This is a genomic window from Bacillus sp. FSL R5-0593 (assembly GCF_038603755.1).
Taxonomy (GTDB): Bacteria; Bacillota; Bacilli; order Bacillales; family Bacillaceae; genus Bacillus; species Bacillus velezensis.
On record NZ_CP152011.1, the window covers coordinates 759,064 to 780,866 of the forward strand.

The 21,803-nt window shown below is 48.7% G+C and carries 18 protein-coding genes; 14 read left to right on the forward strand and 4 right to left on the reverse strand.

Annotated features, from left to right (window positions below):
* Window positions 1-13 precede the first annotated feature (13 nt).
* The 6 genes from NYE36_RS03765 to NYE36_RS03790 all read left to right on the forward strand — a co-directional run bounded on the left by NYE36_RS03765 (window position 14) and on the right by NYE36_RS03790 (window position 6,976).
* On the forward strand, window positions 14-1,942 hold the full coding sequence (locus NYE36_RS03765) for an LTA synthase family protein (RefSeq protein WP_003155677.1): 1,929 nt from the start codon (window positions 14-16) through the stop codon (window positions 1,940-1,942).
* Window positions 1,943-2,157: 215 nt separating this feature from the next.
* Entirely contained in the window at window positions 2,158-2,922 is a 765-nt protein-coding gene (locus tag NYE36_RS03770) for a glucose-1-phosphate cytidylyltransferase (protein WP_015239357.1), read from the forward strand.
* Between the two features lie 6 nt (window positions 2,923-2,928).
* The gene (locus NYE36_RS03775) at window positions 2,929-3,897 is read left to right on the forward strand and encodes a GDP-mannose 4,6-dehydratase (RefSeq protein WP_012117042.1); all 969 of its coding nucleotides are present in this window, start codon (window positions 2,929-2,931) and stop codon (window positions 3,895-3,897) included.
* A gap of 24 nt (window positions 3,898-3,921) precedes the next feature.
* Window positions 3,922-4,833, forward strand: coding sequence for a putative nucleotide-diphospho-sugar transferase (locus NYE36_RS03780; protein ID WP_015239358.1), 912 nt, complete (start codon window positions 3,922-3,924; stop codon window positions 4,831-4,833).
* 28 nt (window positions 4,834-4,861) lie between these two features.
* Complete coding sequence (locus NYE36_RS03785) at window positions 4,862-6,022, forward strand: glycosyltransferase (protein WP_020955479.1); 1,161 nt, start codon at window positions 4,862-4,864, stop codon at window positions 6,020-6,022.
* Window positions 6,023-6,037: 15 nt separating this feature from the next.
* On the forward strand, window positions 6,038-6,976 hold the full coding sequence (locus NYE36_RS03790) for a putative nucleotide-diphospho-sugar transferase (RefSeq protein ID WP_032871781.1): 939 nt from the start codon (window positions 6,038-6,040) through the stop codon (window positions 6,974-6,976).
* A gap of 29 nt (window positions 6,977-7,005) precedes the next feature.
* Here NYE36_RS03790 and NYE36_RS03795 read toward each other — a convergent pair whose 3' ends face one another.
* A complete protein-coding gene (locus NYE36_RS03795; protein ID WP_094032616.1) occupies window positions 7,006-8,235 on the reverse strand; it encodes an MFS transporter in 1,230 nt (409 codons plus the stop codon).
* A 117-nt stretch (window positions 8,236-8,352) separates the two neighbouring features.
* Window positions 8,353-9,738: an amino acid permease gene (locus NYE36_RS03800; RefSeq protein WP_031379282.1), complete on the reverse strand. Its 1,386-nt coding sequence runs from the start codon at window positions 9,736-9,738 to the stop codon at window positions 8,353-8,355.
* Window positions 9,739-9,983: 245 nt separating this feature from the next.
* Between NYE36_RS03800 and NYE36_RS03805 the strand changes: the two genes are divergently transcribed.
* The 3 genes from NYE36_RS03805 to NYE36_RS03815 all read left to right on the forward strand — a co-directional run bounded on the left by NYE36_RS03805 (window position 9,984) and on the right by NYE36_RS03815 (window position 13,340).
* Window positions 9,984-11,441, forward strand: coding sequence for an aldehyde dehydrogenase family protein (locus NYE36_RS03805; RefSeq protein ID WP_094032617.1), 1,458 nt, complete (start codon window positions 9,984-9,986; stop codon window positions 11,439-11,441).
* 15 nt (window positions 11,442-11,456) lie between these two features.
* Window positions 11,457-12,311 carry a methyl-accepting chemotaxis protein gene (locus NYE36_RS03810; protein WP_007408955.1) on the forward strand — a complete coding sequence of 285 codons (855 nt, stop codon included), beginning with the start codon at window positions 11,457-11,459 and terminating at the stop codon, window positions 12,309-12,311.
* 129 nt (window positions 12,312-12,440) lie between these two features.
* Entirely contained in the window at window positions 12,441-13,340 is a 900-nt protein-coding gene (locus NYE36_RS03815; protein ID WP_095352318.1) for an SDR family oxidoreductase, read from the forward strand.
* 46 nt (window positions 13,341-13,386) lie between these two features.
* On the opposite strand, the gene NYE36_RS03820 is transcribed toward NYE36_RS03815, so the two are convergent.
* Window positions 13,387-14,454, reverse strand: coding sequence for a glycosyltransferase family 2 protein (locus tag NYE36_RS03820; protein ID WP_007609987.1), 1,068 nt, complete (start codon window positions 14,452-14,454; stop codon window positions 13,387-13,389).
* Window positions 14,455-14,612: 158 nt separating this feature from the next.
* Between NYE36_RS03820 and NYE36_RS03825 the strand changes: the two genes are divergently transcribed.
* The 3 genes from NYE36_RS03825 to NYE36_RS03835 all read left to right on the forward strand — a co-directional run bounded on the left by NYE36_RS03825 (window position 14,613) and on the right by NYE36_RS03835 (window position 18,364).
* Window positions 14,613-16,502, forward strand: a complete 1,890-nt coding sequence (locus tag NYE36_RS03825; protein WP_062623266.1) for an ABC-F family ATP-binding cassette domain-containing protein — start codon at window positions 14,613-14,615, stop codon at window positions 16,500-16,502.
* A gap of 191 nt (window positions 16,503-16,693) precedes the next feature.
* On the forward strand, window positions 16,694-17,116 hold the full coding sequence (locus NYE36_RS03830) for a MerR family transcriptional regulator (protein WP_265451265.1): 423 nt from the start codon (window positions 16,694-16,696) through the stop codon (window positions 17,114-17,116).
* 63 nt (window positions 17,117-17,179) lie between these two features.
* Window positions 17,180-18,364: an MFS transporter gene (locus NYE36_RS03835; RefSeq protein WP_007408959.1), complete on the forward strand. Its 1,185-nt coding sequence runs from the start codon at window positions 17,180-17,182 to the stop codon at window positions 18,362-18,364.
* A gap of 43 nt (window positions 18,365-18,407) precedes the next feature.
* Here NYE36_RS03835 and NYE36_RS03840 read toward each other — a convergent pair whose 3' ends face one another.
* Complete coding sequence (locus NYE36_RS03840; RefSeq protein ID WP_012117051.1) at window positions 18,408-19,964, reverse strand: ABC-F family ATP-binding cassette domain-containing protein; 1,557 nt, start codon at window positions 19,962-19,964, stop codon at window positions 18,408-18,410.
* Window positions 19,965-20,135: 171 nt separating this feature from the next.
* Between NYE36_RS03840 and NYE36_RS03845 the strand changes: the two genes are divergently transcribed.
* Together NYE36_RS03845 and NYE36_RS03850 are read left to right on the forward strand one after the other, a co-directional pair.
* Entirely contained in the window at window positions 20,136-21,266 is a 1,131-nt protein-coding gene (locus NYE36_RS03845) for a DEAD/DEAH box helicase (RefSeq protein WP_015239365.1), read from the forward strand.
* Between the two features lie 73 nt (window positions 21,267-21,339).
* Window positions 21,340-21,786: a GNAT family N-acetyltransferase gene (locus NYE36_RS03850; RefSeq protein WP_265451264.1), complete on the forward strand. Its 447-nt coding sequence runs from the start codon at window positions 21,340-21,342 to the stop codon at window positions 21,784-21,786.
* Window positions 21,787-21,803: the final 17 nt, after the last annotated feature.

The following is a 21,803-nucleotide window of genomic DNA, read 5'->3' on the forward strand; positions in this document are numbered from 1 at the left end:
AGTAGAGGTTGCCATGAAGAAATTATTTTCTTACAGACTTAGTTTTTTTGTACTGGCTATTATTTTGTTTTGGGCCAAAACGTATTTAGCCTATCATGCTGAATTCAACCTTGGGGTGAAGGGTCCGACGCAGCAGTTTCTGCTTGTGATCAATCCGTTCTCAAGCGCCATTTTCTTTTTAGGACTGGCATTGTTTGCGAAAGGCCGCAAATCAGCGATTATCATGGTGATTATTGATTTCATCATGACGTTTATTTTGTATGCAAATATCCTATTCTATCGATTCTTCGATGATTTCTTGACATTCCCGAACTTAAAGCAATCCGGTAATGTGGGAAATATGGGAGACGGCATCTTCAGCATTATGTCCGGCCATGATATTTTATACTTTGTTGATATTATTATTTTAATCGCGCTTCTGGTGTGGAGACGTGAGCTGAAGGAATTCAAGCTGAAAAAACGGTATACGTCATTAATTATCGTGACGGGTATTGTTTTGTTCTTCGTGAACCTGGCGATTGCCGAAGAGGACCGCCCGGAGCTGCTGACAAGAACGTTTGACCGCAATTACATTGTAAAATACTTAGGCCTTTATAATTACACAATTTATGACGGCGTACAGACGGCGCAGACGGAATCACAGCGGGCATATGCCAGCAGCGATGACCTGACGAGCGTTGAAAACTACACATCGTCGCATTATGCGAAGCCGAACGCCGAGTATTTCGGCAAGGCCAAAGGCAAAAACATCATTAAGATTCACCTGGAGAGCTTCCAATCGTTTTTGATCAACTACAAACTTGACGGAAAAGAAGTCACGCCGTTCCTGAATAAACTCGCCCGCGGCGGAGAGGACATGACGTACTTTGATAACTTTTTCCACCAAACGGGCCAAGGTAAAACATCTGACGCCGAGCTGATGATGGATAACAGCCTGTTCGGACTGCCTGAAGGGTCAGCCTTCGTGACAAAAGGGGAAAACACGTATCAATCGCTTCCTGCCATCCTTGACCAAAGTGAGGGCTATACAAGCGCCGTTTTACACGGTGACTACAAATCATTCTGGAACCGTGACCAGATTTACAAACATATCGGCTACGATAAATTCTTTGACGCCAGCACATACGATATGTCTGATGACAACCTTGTCAATATGGGACTGAAGGATAAACCATTCTTCAAAGAATCCATTCCGAAGCTTCAATCGCTGAAACAGCCGTTCTACGCGCATTTGCTCACGCTGACGAACCATTATCCGTTTACGCTTGATGAAAAAGACGCAACGATCGAAAAAGCGAAAACGGGCGACGCGACTGTGGATGACTATTTCCAGACGGCGCGTTATCTCGACGAGGCGCTTGAACAGTTCTTTAAAGACCTGAAGTCATCCGGTTTATATGACAACTCGGTGATTATGCTTTACGGAGACCATTACGGAATCTCTGAAAACCATAACCGCGCGATGAAAGAAATTCTCGGCAAAGAAATTACGCCTTATCAAAACGCGCAGAATCAGCGTGTGCCGCTTATGCTTCGCATCCCCGGCAAAAAAGGCGGGGTGAACCATACGTACGGCGGTGAAATGGACGTTGTGCCGACGATCCTTCACTTGGAAGGCATCGATTCTAAGAAATATATTAATTTCGGCACCGATCTCTTCTCGAAAGACCATGATGATACGGTGACGTTCCGTAACGGAGATTACGTCACGCCGAAATATACTTCCATCTCCAATGTCGTATACGATACGAAGACAGGAAAAGAACTGAAAGGCAATCAGGAAACGAAAAACCTGAAAGCCAGAGTCACAGAGCAGCTGAAGCTGTCTGACAGCGTGATGTACAAAGACTTGCTCAGATTCCACAAATTGAGCGACTTTACGCCGGTTGATCCGTCTAAATATCATTACGGCAAAGAAAAGCTGAATCAGGATAATAAATAATAGAAAGAGCCTTACGGAATTTCCGTGAGGCTCTTTTTTTGTGTGTATCTTCACCAATCTGAAAAAAGAGAGAGCTTTTGGTCACAAAGGGCGCCAATCTCTCATATCTTACAGTAGATTTTGAAACCGGTGATAGAGAATCGGACAAATTATCGGGTTGGTTTCTCTTATACGGGCGGTTTCGAATCCAATATTCACAGAGAAGAGGGGTAGAGATGAAAGCAGTCATTCTCTGCGGCGGAAAAGGAACGAGAATGAGCGAAATCACCAATGAACGTCCCAAACCGCTCGCCATGATAGGCGGCAAACCGATTCTATGGCATATTATGAAACTCTATCAATACTATGGCGTGAACGAATTTATCCTGCTTCTTGGTTTCAAAGGAGAGATGATTAAGGAATATTTCTTAGATTATGACTGGAAGAATCACAGCATGACGCTGGACAGCTCTACCGGAGAAGTGCGGATATTGGGAAAATCCGAGCCGTGGAAAATCACTTTTTTAGACACGGGGGAACACACGCAGACAGCGGGGCGGCTTTTACAGGCGAAGGACATCATCGGTGATGAAACCTTTCTTATGACGTACGGGGACGGACTGGCCAACATCAACCTGTTTCATCTGATCAGCTATCATCAATCAAAAGGGGCTGCGGTGACCGTCACCGGTATAGAAAAGACCTCGCAATTCGGAACGCTGACGGTTGAAGACGGTATGGCGAAAAGCTTTTCTGAAAAAACCTCAAGTGACGGCATCATCAACGGCGGATTTTTCGTGCTCAGCCCGAAGGTATTTGATTATCTGCCGAAAGACAGGGATGTCATGTTTGAAGAAGAACCGCTGAAGGAGCTGGCGAAAGACGGCGAATTGGCGGTATACCGGCATTACGGTTTCTGGACGGCGATCGATACGTATAAAAACCTGCTGGAAATCAACAAGATGTGGGACCGGGGACAACATGTATGGAAGGTATGGTGATCAAGTTTGAGTTTCTGGAAAAATAAAAATGTGTTTGTGACGGGATGTACAGGTCTTTTAGGAAGCTGCTTGGTGAAGGAACTGATCGATCAGGGGGCCAATGTGACGGGACTTGTCCGTGACACTGTGCCCAAGTCGAACCTGTATCAGGGAGAACAAGTGAAGCAAATGAATATCGTGCAGGGCGCGCTTGAAGATCTGGATGTGATTGAGCGGGCGCTGGGCGAATATGAAATTGACACGGTCTTTCATTTAGCCGCTCAGGCGATCGTCGGCGTCGCAAACCGCAATCCGATTTCCACATTTGAAGCCAATATTCTCGGCACATGGAACATCCTTGAAGCGTGCCGCAGGCATCCGCTCATCAAGCGGGTGATCGTCGCGTCCAGTGATAAAGCGTACGGCGACCAGCCGACACTGCCATACGATGAAAACATGCCTCTTCAGGGCAAACATCCGTATGACGTATCAAAAAGCTGTGCCGATTTGTTAAGCCACACATATTTTAATACGTACGGACTTCCGGTCTGTATTACGCGCTGCGGCAACTTGTACGGCGGCGGAGATTTGAACTTCAACCGGATTATTCCGCAGACGATTCAGCTCGTGCTGAACGGTGAAGCGCCGGAAATCCGCAGCGACGGCACATTTATCCGTGATTATTTTTACATCGAGGATGCGGTCGAGGCATACCTTTTGCTGGCGGAAAAGATGGAGGAGCTCAATCTTGCGGGAGAAGCGTTCAACTTCAGCAATGAGATTCAGCTGACGGTGCTGGAGCTTGTAGAAAAAATTCTTAAGGCCATGGACAGTGACCTCAAGCCGAAAGTGCTCAACCAGGGAAGCCATGAAATCAAGCACCAATATTTATCGGCGGAAAAGGCGAGGAAGCTTCTGAATTGGACACCCGCGCATACCATTGATGAAGGATTGGAAAAAACGATCGAATGGTATAAAGCCTTTTTTCAAAAGTAACAGAAACAGAGGTGAGAGAAAGACGTGACAAGCGCATATTGCACAGTTTTATCAAAAGGAAGGCTGTATCAGGCTATCGCTTTGTTCGGCTCATTGAAAGCGGTTCAGGCGGACGCCCCCATTTTTACTTTGTGTATGGATCAAGACACCTATGACGTGCTTCAGGCAATGCGGCAGGATAATGTCACCTTGATTCAGGTGTCCGCACTGGAAAATGAGGAGCTCCTTGAACTGAAGCGGACGAGGGATCAGAGCGAATACTGCTGGACGGTGAAGCCGGTATTTCTCGAATTCGTGCTGGACGGACATCCGGAATTAGAGCGTGTCACGTACATTGATGCCGATTTGTTTTTCTTCGCTGATCCGCGCGCGATTTTTGACAATCAGCCGGATTGTTCGGTGCTTCTGTCACGGGGCGATATCGTCATTCCCTCATTTGAAAAACAGGAAATCGACATGCTGCAGCGTCTTTTAGGCCGGTATAATTCCGGTTTTCTCAGCTTCAAAACCGACAGTGCCGGCACAGATTGTCTCAGATGGTGGAAAGAACGCTGCCTGGAAGAATGCAAAAATGCGCCGGGCGAAGGAAAATTCGGAGATCAAGGCTACTTGGATTACATGTCCGGCCTGTTCCCGAATGTGTGTGACATCACCACGCCCGGCGTGAATATCGGCCATTGGAATTACGGCCGCCACACGTTTTCATGGAAGGACGGGCGTCTTGTGCTCGAAGACGGAAGTCCGCTGATTTTCTATCATTTCAGCGGATACCGGATCGTTACAGCCGGCGACATTCGGCAGATTCATGAGACGGACCGGACCGACCTGCCGTTTGTCCATCAGCTTTATCAGGACATTCTGAAGCGGGTGATCGGGACGGTCAGCGCCGTCTGCCCGGAGTTCAGCGGCTTTGCATCTGAGGATGATAACAAATAAATGATCATATACAGGAAGTGAACGAAAAGTGAAGGCAAGCGTCATTGTTCCCGCATATAATTCCAAGGAGCGGCTTTATAACAGCCTGCTGTCCCTGAATGAACAGGAATGCACAGAGCCGTTCGAAGTGATTGTGGCTGACAACGGTTCGGAAGACGGAACCTTATCCATGCTTGAATCATTCAGCGCGAATTTTCCGCTGATTTTTGTGAGAATTAAAGAAAACAGAGGGATCGCTTACGGACGGAATCAGGCGGTCCGCAATGCCAGAGGCGATATTTTGATCTTCCATGACAGCGACATGCTTGCCGAAAAGGATTTGGTGGCGAAGCATATCAAGGCTCATGAGAACCGGGACGATTTAGTCGTATGCGGTATGTTCTGGAAGCGGATTTACAGCTTTTATTATGACCGTTTTGAAAAAGAGCATAAAGAGAAACTCGCCGAACTGTATGAAGAGCTGCCGGGCGATAAAGAGCCGCTCCTTGATGAAAGTGACATCAGAGACGGAAGTTTTCTTGACCAATGCTTTGATTTAGATACCGACTTTATCCGTGTGCTGAAAAGCATTTTGGAAAAATACGGAGATGATTTGAAAGGCTACCGTCTGCCGTGGCGTTTTTTCATTACGAACAATTCGTCAGTCAAGAGACAGCACGTGGCAGATCTCGGGCTGTTTGATGAAGGCATTGTCAGATACGGCTTTGAAGATTATGATCTCGGCATCAGGCTTCATCAGTCGGGAATGAGATTTCAGCTGCGGCGCGATATCATGAGCGTCCATCAGGAGCATCCGAGCAACTGCGCTTCCGTTGATGATATCAGGGCGAATATCGCGTACATGTGCGACAAGTACAATGACATTCGTTCGCTTGACGTGCACCTCGCGTTTAACGGCCCGTTTGACGCGGAGTTAACCAACAGCATGATGGCAGACATCGAAGTGCTGCTTGATTATGAGAAATATGAAAGCCTGCTGCACATTTTTCTCGAGCTGCTGCACGCGGTTAAAGACCGCAACCTCGACCCGGACTGGAAGACGAAAAGCCCGCGGATCACGGCGAACAGCTTCAATCTGCCGGAGGTCGGAAAGCTTTTGGCAAAAGCGGAAAAAAAGCTGGGCGTCACGCACTTTGCAAGGGCGTTCAAAGCGCTGGCTGCTGATTTACTGCATGTGGATCTTAAATAAATTGGATGTGATATGGTGAGTAAATATCATTTTTCAACCATTGTTTCCAGAACGCATATCTTTAAACTGATGCCGATGATTCATTCTCTCCATGAGCATTGCCGGGATTTTCATCTGTATGTGCTGTGTGTCGACCAGAAAGCGTACGAACTGCTTCAGCAGGTGCCGTGGGAACATGTCACGGCGGTTCAGCTCCATGAAATGGAGGACCCGGAGCTGCTTGAAGCAAAGGGCGGACGGACGTTTCATGAATATTGCTGGACGCTGAAACCGGCATTTCTGTTCCATGTGATGACGGAGTATGATGGAGCCGAATATTTTGCCCACTTGGACACCGATCTCTTTTTCTTCTCAGATGCGGGCGAGTTGTTTGCGGAAAAGCCGGATGCTTCCCTTTTTCTGACGGATCACCGCAATTCAGAACGGTTTGCGTCTTATTACAAGCTGACGGGGCAGTACAACACCGGGTTTGTCGGCGCGCGGAATACCGGGGAAGCGTATCGGGCGGTCTGGCAGTGGAGACAGGATTGCATCTCCTATTGTACGGTGGAGATGAATGAAGAAAAAAAGACATACGGTGACCAAAGGTATGTTGAAAAGTGGCCCGCGCAGTTTGAAGACGTTCATGTCACGGAGTCGATCGGCGCGAATGCGGCGCTGTGGAATATTGAGCAATATGACGTCAGCCTGCGCGGCGGGGCTGTATATGTCAATGACACCCCGCTGATTTTTTATCATTTTTCAGGCTTTACGCTCGTCACGGAGAACGAATTCAATCTGTGCTGGTACTATCACATTGATGACGAGGCGACAGTCAATATGATTTACGTGCCGTACATCAAAAACGTAAAAAAATGGATTGATGAAATTCAAAAAGCGTTTCCTGATTTCAGAGACGGGTTTATTCCGAAGTATGCGGTTCCTGACACTCATTTTTATACGGTTGAAACATAAAATCCCTGCCTTTTCGGCAGGGATTGTTTTTATGAATGCCATTCTTTTAATGTTTTGTCGCTCGGCAGGACAAAGGCGAGCAGACCTAAAACGGGCAGAAAGGCGACGGCTGTCATGGTCGGCGTCAATCCCGCTGAATCAATAAGAGCTCCGAGCGCAACGGCTCCGATCGCGCCCATTCCGAAGGCGAGCCCGACCGTAAGCCCTGACATCGTTCCGATTTTGCCTGGAACAAGCTCCTGCGCGTAGACAACAGTCACGGAGAAGCTGGACATCAGAACAACACCGATCAGCGCCAGTACGCCATAGGCGATGACAGGCCCCGCAAACGGAAGGAAAATCGTCAAGGGAGCCGATGCTATCATCGAAACGAAGATGACGTTCCGCTTTCCGAAACGGTCTGCAAGCGGCCCGCCGAGAAACGTTCCGACAGCTCCGAAAAATAAAAAGACGAAGATGTAGCTCTGTGCCTGCTGAATGCTGACATGATAGGCATTCATCGCATAGAACGTATAAAAGTTGCCGATCGCGCTCACATACCAGGAGCGCGCGAAAATTAAGAAGATAATCATGATAAGGGCGAGAATAATCGGTTTTGTAATCACGGTCTGCACAGCGGAGGCCGGTGATTTTTTACTTACGGCGCGCAAATGAATAAGGCGGCCTTTATACCATTTGGCGATATAGATGAGAAACAGCACAGCGATTGCGGCGACAAGTGTAAACCAGACAGAGCCGAATTGACCGAGCGGAACGAGAATCAGCGCGGTAATCAAGGGCGCCATCGCCTGGCCGGTATTCCCTCCGACTTGGTAAATCGATTGCGCCAAGCCGCGCTTTTCGCCGGCGGCCATGTAGGCGACACGCGATCCTTCAGGATGAAAGACGGCGGAGCCAAGGCCGATAAAAAAGACACAGCATAAAATCGTCAGAAAAGACGGGGCGAACGCGAGACCTAAAATGCCGAGCATGCTTGCGGTGAGTCCGAGCGGCAAGGCATACGGCATCGGGCGTTTATCCGTATACCAGCCGATGACGGGCTGCATCACGGAAGACACCATATTCAGCGTAAAGGCGATAATTCCGAGCTGCGTAAATGTAAGATTCATGGAACGTTCCAATATCGGAAACATCGCCGGAATCACCGCTTGCAGTGAATCGTTCAGCAGATGACAGATCCCGATAATGAACAAAATAGAATACATGGTTGTTTCGGGACGATGGACAGGTTTTTCTTTAAGCGGGGCGGCAATTGCCAAAGTGATTCTCCTCCTTTTTATGTAAACGAAGCATACACCATATTATTCATAAGGTGAATGAATTATCAAGTGCAAAAAAGGCTCTTCTTTCTCAAACAGAAAAAAGAGCCTCCCTTTTTATTTATTTAACAAACTGTGTTTTCTCGAATACATCATATAAACGACGATCCCGGCGGCGATCCAGATGACAAAGGCGAGCCATGTCACGCCCGGCAGGCTGCTTGCGAGATACAGGCATAAGCATGCGCTGATGATCGGCACAAAAGGCACGAAAGGAACACGGAAGGAAGATTTGATCTCCGGATGTTTCTTTCTTAAAACGATGACGGCGATCGCAATGACCGTAAAGGCCGCCAAGGTTCCCATGTTGACGAGATGCGCCAAGGTTCCCAGATCAATAAAACCCGCGATCCCGGCGGCAGCGATCCCCGTCACCCATGTGTTTTGAAACGGTGTTTTAAAACGCGGGTGAACCTTGGAAAACATGCGGGGCAAAAGGCCGTCTCTGCTCATCGCAAATGTCAGGCGCACCTGAGCGTAAAGCAGAGCGAGCATGACCGTTGTAATCCCGATAATCGCGCCGACGGAAATAATGCCTGCTATCTTGTTCTGGCCGACAAATTGGAGCGCGAAAGATACCGGATCCCCGACATTCAGCTTAGTGTACGAAAGCATTCCCGTCAGGACGAGCGATACCGTAATGTAAAGGACGGTGCAGATGGCGAGCGCGCCGATGATTCCGACCGGCATTGATTTCTGCGGGTTTTTCACTTCTTCCGACGCGTTTGACACGGCATCAAATCCGAGATACGCGAAGAAAACGGTCGCGGCGCTCGTGATGACGCCTTTCATTCCGAACGGCATAAACGGCGACCAGTTTTCCGGTTTCACGTAGCCGAAACCGACGATGATAAACAGCAGAATGATCGCAATTTTCATCAATACAATGACATTGTTAAAGCGGGTGCTTTCTTTCACGCCCCTTGAAACAATCGCGGTAATGACCAAAATAATGATAACGGCCGGCAGGTTGAACACGGCACCCGTTTTGCTGCCGGGTGCGGCGGTCAGCGCCTCCGGAAGATGCAGCCCGAAGCCCGCAAGAAGCGACTGGAAATAGGATGACCAGCCGGTTGCGACGGCGGCGAGCGCGATGACATATTCAAGCATTAAGTCCCATCCGATTAAAAACGCGAGACACTCCCCGAGAGTGACATATGAATACGTATATACGCTGCCTGAAATCGGAATGGATGAAGAAAATTCCGCATAACAAAACGCGGCGAGCGCGCAGGCAAGGCCCGCGAGCACAAACGACAGAATCAAAGCCGGTCCTGCGCCTGTCGCGGCCACAGTCCCGGTAATCACAAAAATCCCCGTGCCGACAACACAGCCGATTCCGAGCAAAACCAAGTCAAAAGCGCTTAACGAGCGGGACAGGCTGGTCTGTTTGCTCTGGGCCTTTAAGTCGGCCAGCGGCTTTTTCCGAAATAGTAAAGACATATGGGTCCTCCTGAAAATTCATAATATTCTTATCATTATATACACTGACGTTTGTATTATATTGTCGAAATTTCTCGCAGTCAATTAAAGAATTTTCCACTTTAAAAGGACAAAGCTAAAAAGCGTCGATGCACGGAAGGAACGGGAATTTTATTGTGAAATAGTTCAATTTTCTCACCTTAAGACCGATACAAAAGATGACTCATCAACTAATTTCAAGTTTCGGTGAAAGGGAGATGTTTTACATGTTTCAATATGAAGAACTAAATAAGCAGTTTATCGGCGGCCGATGGAGGGATGGGAGCAGCCGGAACGTATTGGAAAACAGAAATCCTTATACTCAAAAAGTCATCACCTCATTCCAAAAAGCGACGTCTGATGACGTGGATGCGGCATATCGCGCCGCGGCTCTTGCGAAACAAGAATGGGACAAAGTAAACCCTTTTAAAAAGCGGGCCATTTTGGAAAAAGCCGTTTCTTTCATTGAAGAGCACGAAGAAGCGATTATTTACTTAATCATGGAGGAGCTTGGCGGAACACGGCTGAAGGCTGAGTTTGAAATCGGACTTGTCAAAAATATGATAAAAGAAGCCGCAACATTTCCGGTGCGGATGGAAGGGAAAATTCTCCCGTCCACGATTGACGGAAAAGAAAACAGGCTGTACAGAATACCCGCCGGAGTCGTGGGGGTGATCAGCCCGTTTAATTTCCCGTTTTTCCTTTCGATGAAATCTGTTGCGCCGGCACTCGGCGCGGGGAACGGCGTCGTGCTGAAGCCTCATGAAGAAACACCGATCTGCGGCGGAACGCTTATCGCGAAAATTTTTGAAGCGGCCGGCGTACCGGACGGGCTGCTGAATGTTATCGTGACGGATATCGGGGAGATCGGCGACAGCTTTGTTGAGCATCCCGTCCCGCGGATAATCTCATTTACAGGCTCAACCGGAGTGGGCAGCTATATCGGACAGCTTGCGGTCAAACACTTTAAAAAACCGCTGTTGGAGCTTGGCGGAAACAGCGCGCTGATCGTGCTTGAGGATGCTGATCTTGAATACGCCGTCAATGCGGCCGTATTCAGCCGGTTTACGCATCAAGGCCAGATCTGTATGTCGGCGAACCGCGTGCTCGTTCACACATCTGTATATGACAAATTTACAGAGCTTTACGAAGCGAAAGTGTCATCGCTGAAAGTCGGCGATCCGATGGACCCTGATACGGTTATCGGCCCTTTAATCAATGAGAGACAGGCGGATGGTCTGAGACGGTCTGTCGAAAAAGCGATAGAAGAGGGAGCGGTTCCGGTGCTGTCCGGTCGATTCAGCGGAACGGTCGCTGAGCCCGTCATTTTAAAAGATGTGAAACCTGAGATGAGCATCGCGAAGGAGGAACTGTTCGGACCGGCCGTCTGCATCATGCCGTTTGAAACGGAGGATGAAGCGGTAAGCATCGCAAACGCGACACCGTTCGGTTTAAGCGGAGCCGTGCATACGGCAAACGTTGAGCGCGGCGTTGAGTTTGCTAAGCGGATCGAAACCGGCATGATTCACGTCAACGATACGACCATTAATGATGAACCGAACGTCGCGTTCGGCGGCGAGAAGCAATCAGGTCTCGGCAGGCTGAACGGCGAATGGAGCCTTGAAGAATTCACCTCGCTGAAATGGATTTCGGTTCAGCATGAAAAACGGCAATTCCCATATTAAGAAGGAGTGAAAGAAATGAGTATACAGACGGAGCAGCAAACGCACAGCCTGCTTGACGCATTTGTCAAAGTTGCGCCTTTTTTAAACAGCCTGATCCAAGATGACATCACCATCGGAATTTATGATACAGAAAAATTAATCGTGAATATTCCGGCTAAAACGTTTTCTCTTAATGTAAAGCCGGGAGACCCGCTGCAAAAAGGGGATATCATTACAGACGCGATCCGCATGAATCAGAAGAAGACAAGCATGGTGCCGAAAGAGCTGTTCGGATTTCCGCTGATCGCCAGAGCGATTCCGCTTCACGATGAAAACGGAAAAGTCATCGGCGGCGTCGGTCTCGGCACGAGCCTTGAAAAATCAGCCAAGCTTCACGATGTCGCTGAGAGCCTGTCCGCCGTCGTGGAACAGACCGCTTCGGCCATCGCGGATATCTCAGAATCCATCAGCGGTTTCTCAGCACAGATGACCGGAATTTCCGCTCAGGCGAAACAAGTCAGTGAAAGCGCGGGAGAAATCGCCGACATTTCCGTCACTGTCAAGGGCATCTCGGATCAAAGCAATCTGCTCGGTTTGAATGCGGCCATTGAAGCCGCGAGAGCAGGAGAATCCGGCAAGGGCTTTTCCGTGGTGGCGGATGAGATCCGCAAGCTTGCCACTCATTCAAAAGACAACGTCGGCCAAATTGACCAGATTACGAAAAAAATCCACAGCCTGCTGAAAGGGCTGGAGGACTCAATTGAATCCATCAACCAGAATACAAACGGCCAAGCGGCGGCGGTTGAACAAATTTCTGCCACGATGCAGGAAATTTCGGGAAGCGCCCAGCATTTAGCGAAAATGGCTGAAAACGTACTCGGAGAGTCATAAAAAAAGGGAGCTTACGGGCTCCTTTTTTGTTTTTCCTTTATCAATCGGAAACTGCACTTACACGTTTGATCCGTCATGCTAAAGGGGTACACATACGAATACATCACCAATGATAAAGGAGAGTCTTGTATGTCTGATGCAAATCTGCACAACCCGCTGACGAAATATGATCATGATGAATTTCCAAAACAATATCAAGAACCGCCCGGTTTGCAGAAAGAGATGAAGCCTGTGCCGGACTGCGGTGAAACGAGCTATAAAGGAGCCGGCAAGCTGAAGGGAAGAAAAGCCCTCGTCACCGGCGGCGATTCAGGTATCGGCCGGGCCGCCGCGATTGCTTATGCCCGGGAAGGGGCGGATGTGGCGATTAACTATCTGCCTGAGGAACAGCCGGATGCCGAAGAAGTGAAAGCGTTAATTGAAAAAGAGGGAAGAAAAGCCGTTCTGCTGCCGGGAGATTTAAGCGATGAAGCGTTTTGCGGAGAATTGGCGGAAAAAGCGTATCAAGAGCTTGGCGGTCTTGACACGCTCGCTCTTGTCGCCGGCAAACAGCAGGCAGTGGATGATATCAGCGATCTTGCCACAGAACAAATCTATCAAACATTTGAAGTCAACGTATTCTCGCTGTATTGGCTCGTCAAAGCCGCGCTTCTGTATCTGCCGGAAGGCGCGTCTATTATCACGACAACGTCCGTAGAAGGTTATAATCCAAGCCCGATGCTGTTGGATTATGCCGCGACGAAACATGCCATTATCGGTTTTACCGTCGGCTTAGGAAAACAGCTGGCGAATAAAGGAATCAGAGTCAACTCGGTAGCGCCGGGGCCGATCTGGACGCCTCTGCAGATTTCGGGAGGACAGCCCGGTGAAAACATTCCGAAATTCGGCAAGGAAACACCGGCCGTTCCATTAAAGCGCGCCGGACAGCCGGCGGAGCTAGCAGGGATTTATGTCTTTTTGGCCTCAGAAGAATCGAGCTATGTGACATCCCAGATTTACAGTGTAAGCGGAGGAATTCCGACAGCGTAATCAATAAGGAGCTGCCCTTCATACGGGGCAGCTCTTTTTTTCGATGTTATGTGCCGAGCACGTTTTGATTATACAGGACACTCGGATGTGACGGATGATAGGAGGCGGCTTTGTCGTTATGAATCTTCGCTTTTTCTCTGTCGCCGAGCTGCCAGTGGCAGACGCAGAGCTGCAGATGGGGATACCAGGTGGAATATTCGAGCTGGGTAAAGCCTGCATCACTGCTTTTGGCGGATAGGGCGAGCTCATACCAAAACACACCCTGCCGGTATTGCCGTTTCTCCGCAAAATAGTCGCCGAGCCTGCAGCAGAACTCCGGCCGCGGACAATCGATCAGAAATGATTTTAAGAGAGACGTCATGGCGGCCTCTTCATGGCCGACCGCCCTGTAGCAATCGGATAGATATTGGCACGTTCTGATCTCGTCTTCGATCCAGCACTGTTTTGTGGAAAGAAAATGGTGATAATACGTGATGGCGCGCTGATACTGGCCGTGATCCTTTAATTCATTCGCGAAGTAAAACAAATCGCGCGGTGTCATCGTTTCACTGTTTTCCGCCATTTTCTCATAAATCTTCAAGTTGCGGTCTGAGGGAGGCGAGTGCTTTTTCTCGGATTTCCGGTGTGTGACGGCAATATCGGTTTCTATGATGTTTCCGTATACTTCAAGATACTCATGCACGGCTCCGATCCAGCGGAACCCTTTTTCACGCTTGACGAGTCGGTTGCGGCGGTATCTGAAGCTGACCTCTCCCCGTGCATCAAAGCCGACGTGATAATACATGGATACCGCGTCCACCTCTTTTGAAAGCGACGCCTTCAGTTCAATCAGCTTTTCACGGTCCTTTTCCGTCAATATATCGTCGGCGTCCAGCCACAGAATATAATCCATTTCCGCTTTCGAAAACACAAAGTTACGGGCGGCCGCAAAGTGATCGATCCATTCAAAATCATAAATCTTATCCGTATAACGGGCCGCGATTTCTTTCGTCCGGTCGGTCGAGCCCGTATCAGCAATCACAATTTCATCCGCAATGTCTTTGACGGAATCAAGACAGCCCGCAAGCACTTCCTCTTCATTTTTCACGATAACGCACAAACTGACGCTGATCATGTCATCACCTCTTCCCCTCCAGTGTATAAAAGGAGAGGCGGAAACATTCTTCGGACAAAATGATCTCTTCCAAGAAATTTGTCTGTCCTTTTACTAGTTTTATTCCAGCGCCTGATTTAAAATGAACACATGAACTTACGTGAGGATTGATAGGGACCATGAGCATCATAAAAGCGGAAAACCTTTATAAAACATACGGAGATAAGACATTATTCGACCATATCTCCTTTCATATTGAAGAGAATGAAAGAATCGGTTTAATCGGCCCGAACGGAACGGGGAAGTCTACGCTTCTGAAAACCATTGCCGGCCTTGAATCAACGGAGGAAGGCGAGATTACGGCCTCAGGAAACGTGCATATTGAGTTTTTGCATCAGGACCCTGATCTTCCGGCCGGACAAACCGTTCTTGAACATATTTATTCCGGCGGATCAGCCGTCATGAGAACGATGAGAGAATACGAAAAAGCGCTTCAGGCGCTGAATGAAGAACCGGAAAATGACCAGCGCCAGAAACAGCTGCTTGATGCGCAGGCCCGAATGGATGCGAATGATGCGTGGGAGGCGAATACGTTAGCCAAAACGGTTTTAACCAAACTTGGCGTCACCGATCTGATGAAGGATGTCAGCGAGCTGTCCGGCGGCCAGAGAAAGCGCGTCGCGATTGCGAAAAACGTCATCCAGCCGGCTGACCTGCTCATTTTGGATGAACCGACAAACCACTTGGACAATGAAACGATTGAATGGCTGGAAGGCTACTTATCGCAATATCCGGGCGCCGTTATGCTTGTCACGCACGACAGATATTTTCTGAACAGGGTGACGAACAGAATTTACGAGCTTGAGAGAGGCAGCCTTTATACGTATAAAGGAAACTATGAAGTATTCCTGGAAAAACGGGCCGAACGGGAAGCGCTGGCGGAGCAGAAAGAAACAAAACGTCAAAACCTCCTGCGCCGCGAATTGGCGTGGCTCAGAAGAGGGGCGAAAGCGCGCTCGACGAAACAAAAAGCGAGAGTGGACAGAGCGGAGGCGCTCAAAGAGCAAAAAGGGCCGGCAGTCTCCGGATCACTCGATTTCGCGATCGGCTCCCACCGTCTCGGAAAACAGGTGATCGAAGCCGATAACGTCACCATTACCTATAACGGCCAAGCGCTGATCAGCCGGTTTAATGAGCTTGTCATCCCGGGGGAACGAATCGGCATCATCGGGCCGAACGGAATCGGGAAAACGACACTTTTAAACAGCCTCGCCGGCAGAATTCAGCCTGACAGCGGCAATATCACCATCGGGCAGACGGTCCGGATCGGCTACTACACCCAGGACCACAGCGAAATGAACGGTGATATGAAAGTCATTGAATATATAAAAGAGACGGCTGAAATCGTCAAAACGGCGGAAGGCGATGTCATCACCGCGGAACAAATGCTTGAGCGTTTTCTGTTCCCGCGTCCGATGCAGCAGACGTATATCAGAAAGCTGTCGGGCGGGGAAAAGCGCCGTCTGTACTTGCTGAATGTACTGATGCAGGAACCGAATGTGCTGTTTTTAGATGAGCCGACCAATGATCTGGACACGGAAACATTAAGCGTGCTCGAAGATTATATCGAACAGTTCCCGGGCGTCGTCATCACCGTATCCCATGACCGCTATTTCCTTGACCGCGTCATTGACCGCCTGATCGTATTTGAAGGACAAGGCGTCATTTCCCGTTTCCAAGGTTCGTACAGTGAATACATGGAATACGCAAAAGCGAAGAAGACGGCGGTAAAACAGCCGGCCGAAGAGAAAAAGGCGGAGGAAGAGCCGAAGAAAAAGCGCAAAAAGCTTTCATATAAGGATCAGATCGAATGGGACGGCATCGAAGACAAAATCGCCGGCCTTGAAGAAAAGCATCAGCGTCTGGAAGCGGAAATCGCTGAAGCGGGAAGTGATTTCGGAAAGATTCAAGAACTGATGGCCGAACAGGCAAAAACGGCTGAAGAGCTTGAAGCGGCGATGGAGCGCTGGACCGAATTGTCACTGATGATTGAAGAACTTGAGAATTAAGAAAAGCCGGTACGGCCCCCGAGAAAGATGGCGGGTCATACCGGCTTTTTTTATCTTACACAGATGTCTCCCGGCGCTTTAAAGACAAACGTTTTGTCCAAGCAAAGTTTATCAGGCATAAAAAGTTAACGTTTACGTTAAGGTTCAAATGGTGTATAATAGAAACAGATACGACAAGAGGGGGATTCACCTTGGAATGGATGAAGATTGATCAAGTTGCCAAGCGAAGCGGATTGACAAAACGAACCATTCGTTTTTACGAGGAGATTGGTTTGATTCCTGCTCCTAAACGGACAGAAGGCGGCGTCCGGCTTTACTCTGAAGATGATATGGAGGAGCTCGAAAAAGTCACCAGCACAAAAGAAGTGCTCGGTTTTTCCCTTCAGGAGCTTCAGCAGTTTATGGAGATGAGCCGTCAGCTGGAATTAAACAAAGAGGGGTACTTGTTGTCACTGGATCCGAAGGAACGGAAAGAAAAGCTGGAAGAGATTCAGCACGCTTTGAACCACCAGCTTGAGATGATTGATGAGAAGATCAGCACATTTCAGTATTTTAAAACGCGCCTTAACGGAATGAAAGAAAAAGCTGACCGCGCCATTCAATCAATCGAATGATTTTGCTGTAAACGCTATGGATATAGCGTTTCTTTTAATGGATGAAACAGGAGGTCTGGTCAAATGGATACATCATCACAACAGAAAACAGGCTTATTCAGCCAGCCGAAAGCCGTTTGGGCGGTTGCGTTTGCCTGTGTTATTTCCTTTATGGGAATCGGTCTTGTCGATCCGATTCTTCCGGCGATTGCCGCACAATTACATGCTTCACCTAGTGAAGTATCTCTGTTATTTACAAGTTATTTACTCGTTACCGGTTTTATGATGTTTTTCTCCGGCGCGATTTCCAGCCGGATCGGCGCGAAATGGACGCTGCTTCTCGGACTTATTTTTATCATCGTGTTTGCCGCCCTCGGCGGAAGCTCAAGTTCAATCGCTCAGCTTGTCGGCTACCGCGGCGGCTGGGGGCTTGGGAATGCTCTCTTTATTTCAACCGCGCTTGCCGTCATTGTCGGGGTATCAGTCGGCGGCAGCGCCAAAGCCATTATTCTGTATGAGGCTGCGCTCGGTTTGGGGATTTCCGTCGGGCCGCTTGCCGGCGGAGAGCTTGGCAGCATCTCATGGCGCGCTCCGTTCTTCGGAGTATCTGTCCTTATGTTCATAGCGCTTTGCGCGATTTCACTCATGCTGCCGAAGCTGCCGAAACCGGCGAAACGCGTCGGTGTGTTTGATGCGATGAAGGCGCTCAAATATAAAGGCCTTTTGACAATGGCAGTATCTGCATTCTTATACAACTTTGGATTTTTTATTTTGCTTGCTTATTCTCCGTTCGTGCTGGATTTAGATGAACACGGCCTTGGATATGTCTTCTTCGGCTGGGGGTTATTGCTGGCAATTACGTCAGTCTTTACGGCGCCGCTCGTGCACAAAGCGCTGGGAACAGTGGGTTCGCTCGTCGTTCTCTTTATCGCCTTTGCGGTCATTCTCATCGTCATGGGGATCTGGACTGACCATCAGACGTTGATCATTACATGTATCGTTGTCGCCGGTGCTGTTCTCGGTATGGTGAATACAATCATGACAACCGCTGTGATGGGTTCTGCGCCGGTTGAACGTTCAATCGCGTCTTCAGCCTACAGCTCAGTCCGTTTTATCGGCGGTGCGCTCGCTCCGTGGATTGCGGGAATGCTGTCAGAACACTTCACCGCAAGCACTCCATATACAGTAGGCGGGATCGTCGTTTTTGTCGGCATGCTTGTCCTTCTCATGGGACGCAAACATCTCGCCGGAATAAAAGCCGGACATTAAGAAAAAAAGGAACTTCCGCACAGGCGGGAGTTCCTTTTTGTGTTTACAGCACTTTCGTCGTCCAAGATTCACAATTCCATGTTTCCGTCGCGATATCCATGTAGAACTCGGGTTCGTGGGAAATCAGCAGAATGGAGCCTTTGTATTCTTTCAGCGCGCGTTTCAGCTCTTCTTTCGCATCGACATCCAGGTGGTTTGTCGGTTCGTCAAGCACGAGCAGGTTTGTTTCTGAATTGATCAGCTTGCACAGTCTGACCTTCGCTTTTTCTCCTCCGCTGAGAACGGAGACGCGGCTTTCAATGTGTTTGGTCGTCAGGCCGCATTTGGCGAGGGCGGCGCGGATTTCGTACTGGGTAAAGGAAGGAAATTCGCTCCACACTTCTTCGATGCACGTATTGTTATTGGTTTCTTTCACTTCCTGCTCGAAATAGCCCGTGTATTGATGCTCGCCCCGTTCCACCGTGCCTTCCAGCGGCTGGATTTCACCGAGCAGGCTCTTTAACAGCGTCGTCTTCCCGATGCCGTTTGCGCCGTACAGGGCGACTTTCTGTCCGCGCTCCATTCTGAGATTGAGCGGGCGTGACAGCGGAGTATCGTAGCCGATGACTAAGTCCTTCGTTTCAAAAATGAGCTTGCCTGACGTTCTCGCAGGCTTGAAATGGAATTCCGGTTTCGGTTTTTCGGCCGCCAGTTCGATCATATCCATCTTATCAAGCTTTTTCTGGCGGGACATCGCCATATTTCTCGTGCTGACCCGCGCTTTGTTGCGGGCGACGAAATCTTTCAGCTCAGCCACTTCCTGCTGCTGTTTTTTATAGGCGGCTTCGAGCTGCTGCTTTTTCACTTCGTAGACTTCCATAAACTGATGGTAGTCGCCGACATAACGAGTCAGCTCCTGATTTTCCACATGATAAATCAAATTGATCACGCTGTTTAAAAACGGAATGTCGTGAGAAATTAAGATGAACGCATTTTCATATTCCTGCAAATAGCGTTTCAGCCATTCAATATGCTGCTCATCAAGGTAGTTGGTCGGTTCGTCCAACAGAAGAATTTCCGGTTTTTCTAAAAGCAGTTTGGCGAGCAGCACTTTCGTCCGCTGTCCGCCGCTTAAATCAGTGACGTCGCGGTCAAGTCCGACATCCTGCAGGCCGAGGCCGCGGGCGATTTCTTCAACTTTGCTGTCAATCACATAGAAATCATTGTTTGTCAGGGCATCTTGAATGACACCGACATCTTCAAGCAGCTGCTCAAGCTCATCAGGGTCCGCTTCGCCCATTTTGTTGTAAATCTCATTCATTTCCTCTTCCATCGCAAATAAGTAATGGAACGCATCTTTCAGCACGTCGCGGATCGTTTTTCCTTTTTCAAGCACGGTATGCTGATCGAGGTAGCCGACACGCACGTTTTTCGCCCATTCAACCTTACCCTCATCAGGCTCAAGTTTTCCGGTAATAATATTCATAAACGTTGATTTACCTTCGCCGTTTGCTCCGATTAAGCCGACGTGCTCCCCTTTTAAAAGACGGAACGATACATTGTTAAAAAGCGCACGGTCACCAAAGCCGTGGCTTAAATCTTTTACGGATAAAATACTCATCATTACACCTCTATCGTTATCAGACACGCTTTATTTATCATGTGTCTTTCTCATTTATGATTATAAAGGAGGAGACCGTTTGTTAAAAGGCTTGGAAGGAAAAAGAAAATTGCGTTTGGCGCTTGCATTTGAGATACTATGGAGTAGATTTTAAGAATTGAGGAGAACGACATGACCCAAACATGGCCATTTTTACAGCATACACAACCATTTATCGCCGAAAACTGGGAGGCGTCAGGTTTTCAGGAGCCGACCGTCATTCAGGAAAAAGCCGCTCAGGTGATTATGGAAGGGAAAGACGTCATCGCCGAATCCCCGACGGGAACGGGAAAAACATTGGCGTACACGCTTCCGGTTCTGGAGCGGATCAACCCGGAACAGAAACATCCGCAAGTGATCATTTTAGCACCGTCCCGCGAACTTGTGATGCAGATTTTTCAAGTGATTCAGGAGTGGATAAAAGGCTCTGATCTTCGCGCTTTGTCTTTGATCGGCGGAGCAAACGTGAAAAAGCAGGTGGAAAAGCTCAAAAATAAACCGCATATCATTGCGGGCACACCGGGCAGGGTGCTCGAATTGATTCAGGCGAAAAAGCTGAAAATGCATGAAGTCAAGACGATCGTTCTTGATGAAGCGGATCAGCTCGTGACACAGGAACACCGCGAAACGATGAAAAAAATCATTAAAACGACGCTGAAAGACCGACAGCTTTTAAGCTTTTCCGCTACGCTGCAGCCGGAAACAGAACAGGTGCTGAATACCATCGCACACGAACCGGCCGTTTTGAAAGTGGAGCGGAATACGGCGGAAAAAGCGCGCGTCACGCATCAATATCTCGTCTGCGATCAGCGGGATAAAGTGAAGCTATTGCAAAAGCTGTCACGGCTGAACGGCATGCAGGCGCTCGTGTTCGTCAGAGATATCGGAAATTTAAGCGTCTATGCGGAAAAACTCGCCTATCACCATGTGGATCTCGGCATCCTGCACGGAGAAGCGAAAAAAATGGAGCGGGCAAAGATATTATCAGCGTTTGAACGGGGAGAATTTCCGCTGCTTCTGGCGACTGACATTGCGGCGCGCGGACTCGATATCGATGATCTTCCGTACGTCATTCACGCGGACATCCCGAATGAAGACGGGTACATTCACAGATCAGGCCGGACGGGGCGGGCCGGTAAAGAAGGAACCGTACTCAGCCTTGTCACGCCGATGGAAGAATCCAAATTGAAAAAAATGGCCAAATCACTCGGAATTGAGCTGAAAGAGGCCGTTTATTCAGGCGGAAAATTATCTGAGAAATAAGAAACGGAGGGCGGAAAGCCCTTCGTTTTTTTTGTTGTAAAATAATAGAAAAGGTTCAGGCGGGGGCGGGAAGATGGTGTCAATAGACAGATTTCAAATATTGAAGGTACGTGAGCTGAAAATACTTGAACACTGGTTTAAGAACGATATTATCAGACGGAGAATGGATGCGATGCTGCCATTAGACGCGTGGTATGCACGATTGAGTAAAGATGAAGACGATACTGTCCTTATGGCATATAACGGGCAGCTTCCGGGAGGCATGGTCTCTATAGAGTTTGTGGAGGAGCGGGCGTATATCGGATTGATCGTCAATCCTTTGTACCAGCTTCAAGGGTACGGAAAACAGATCTTGCAAAAACTGCTGACTGAACCTGGGTTTACCAGCGTGCGGGAATGGGCGGCAAGCATCGAAAAAGACAATCAAATCAGTTTAGCCTGCTTTCAAGCAGCAGGATTCACTTTGGAAGATACGGATCCTGATGAAGACGGCTTTCTTACTTTGATTCTTCGCGGCTGATCCGAAAAAAAAAGAAA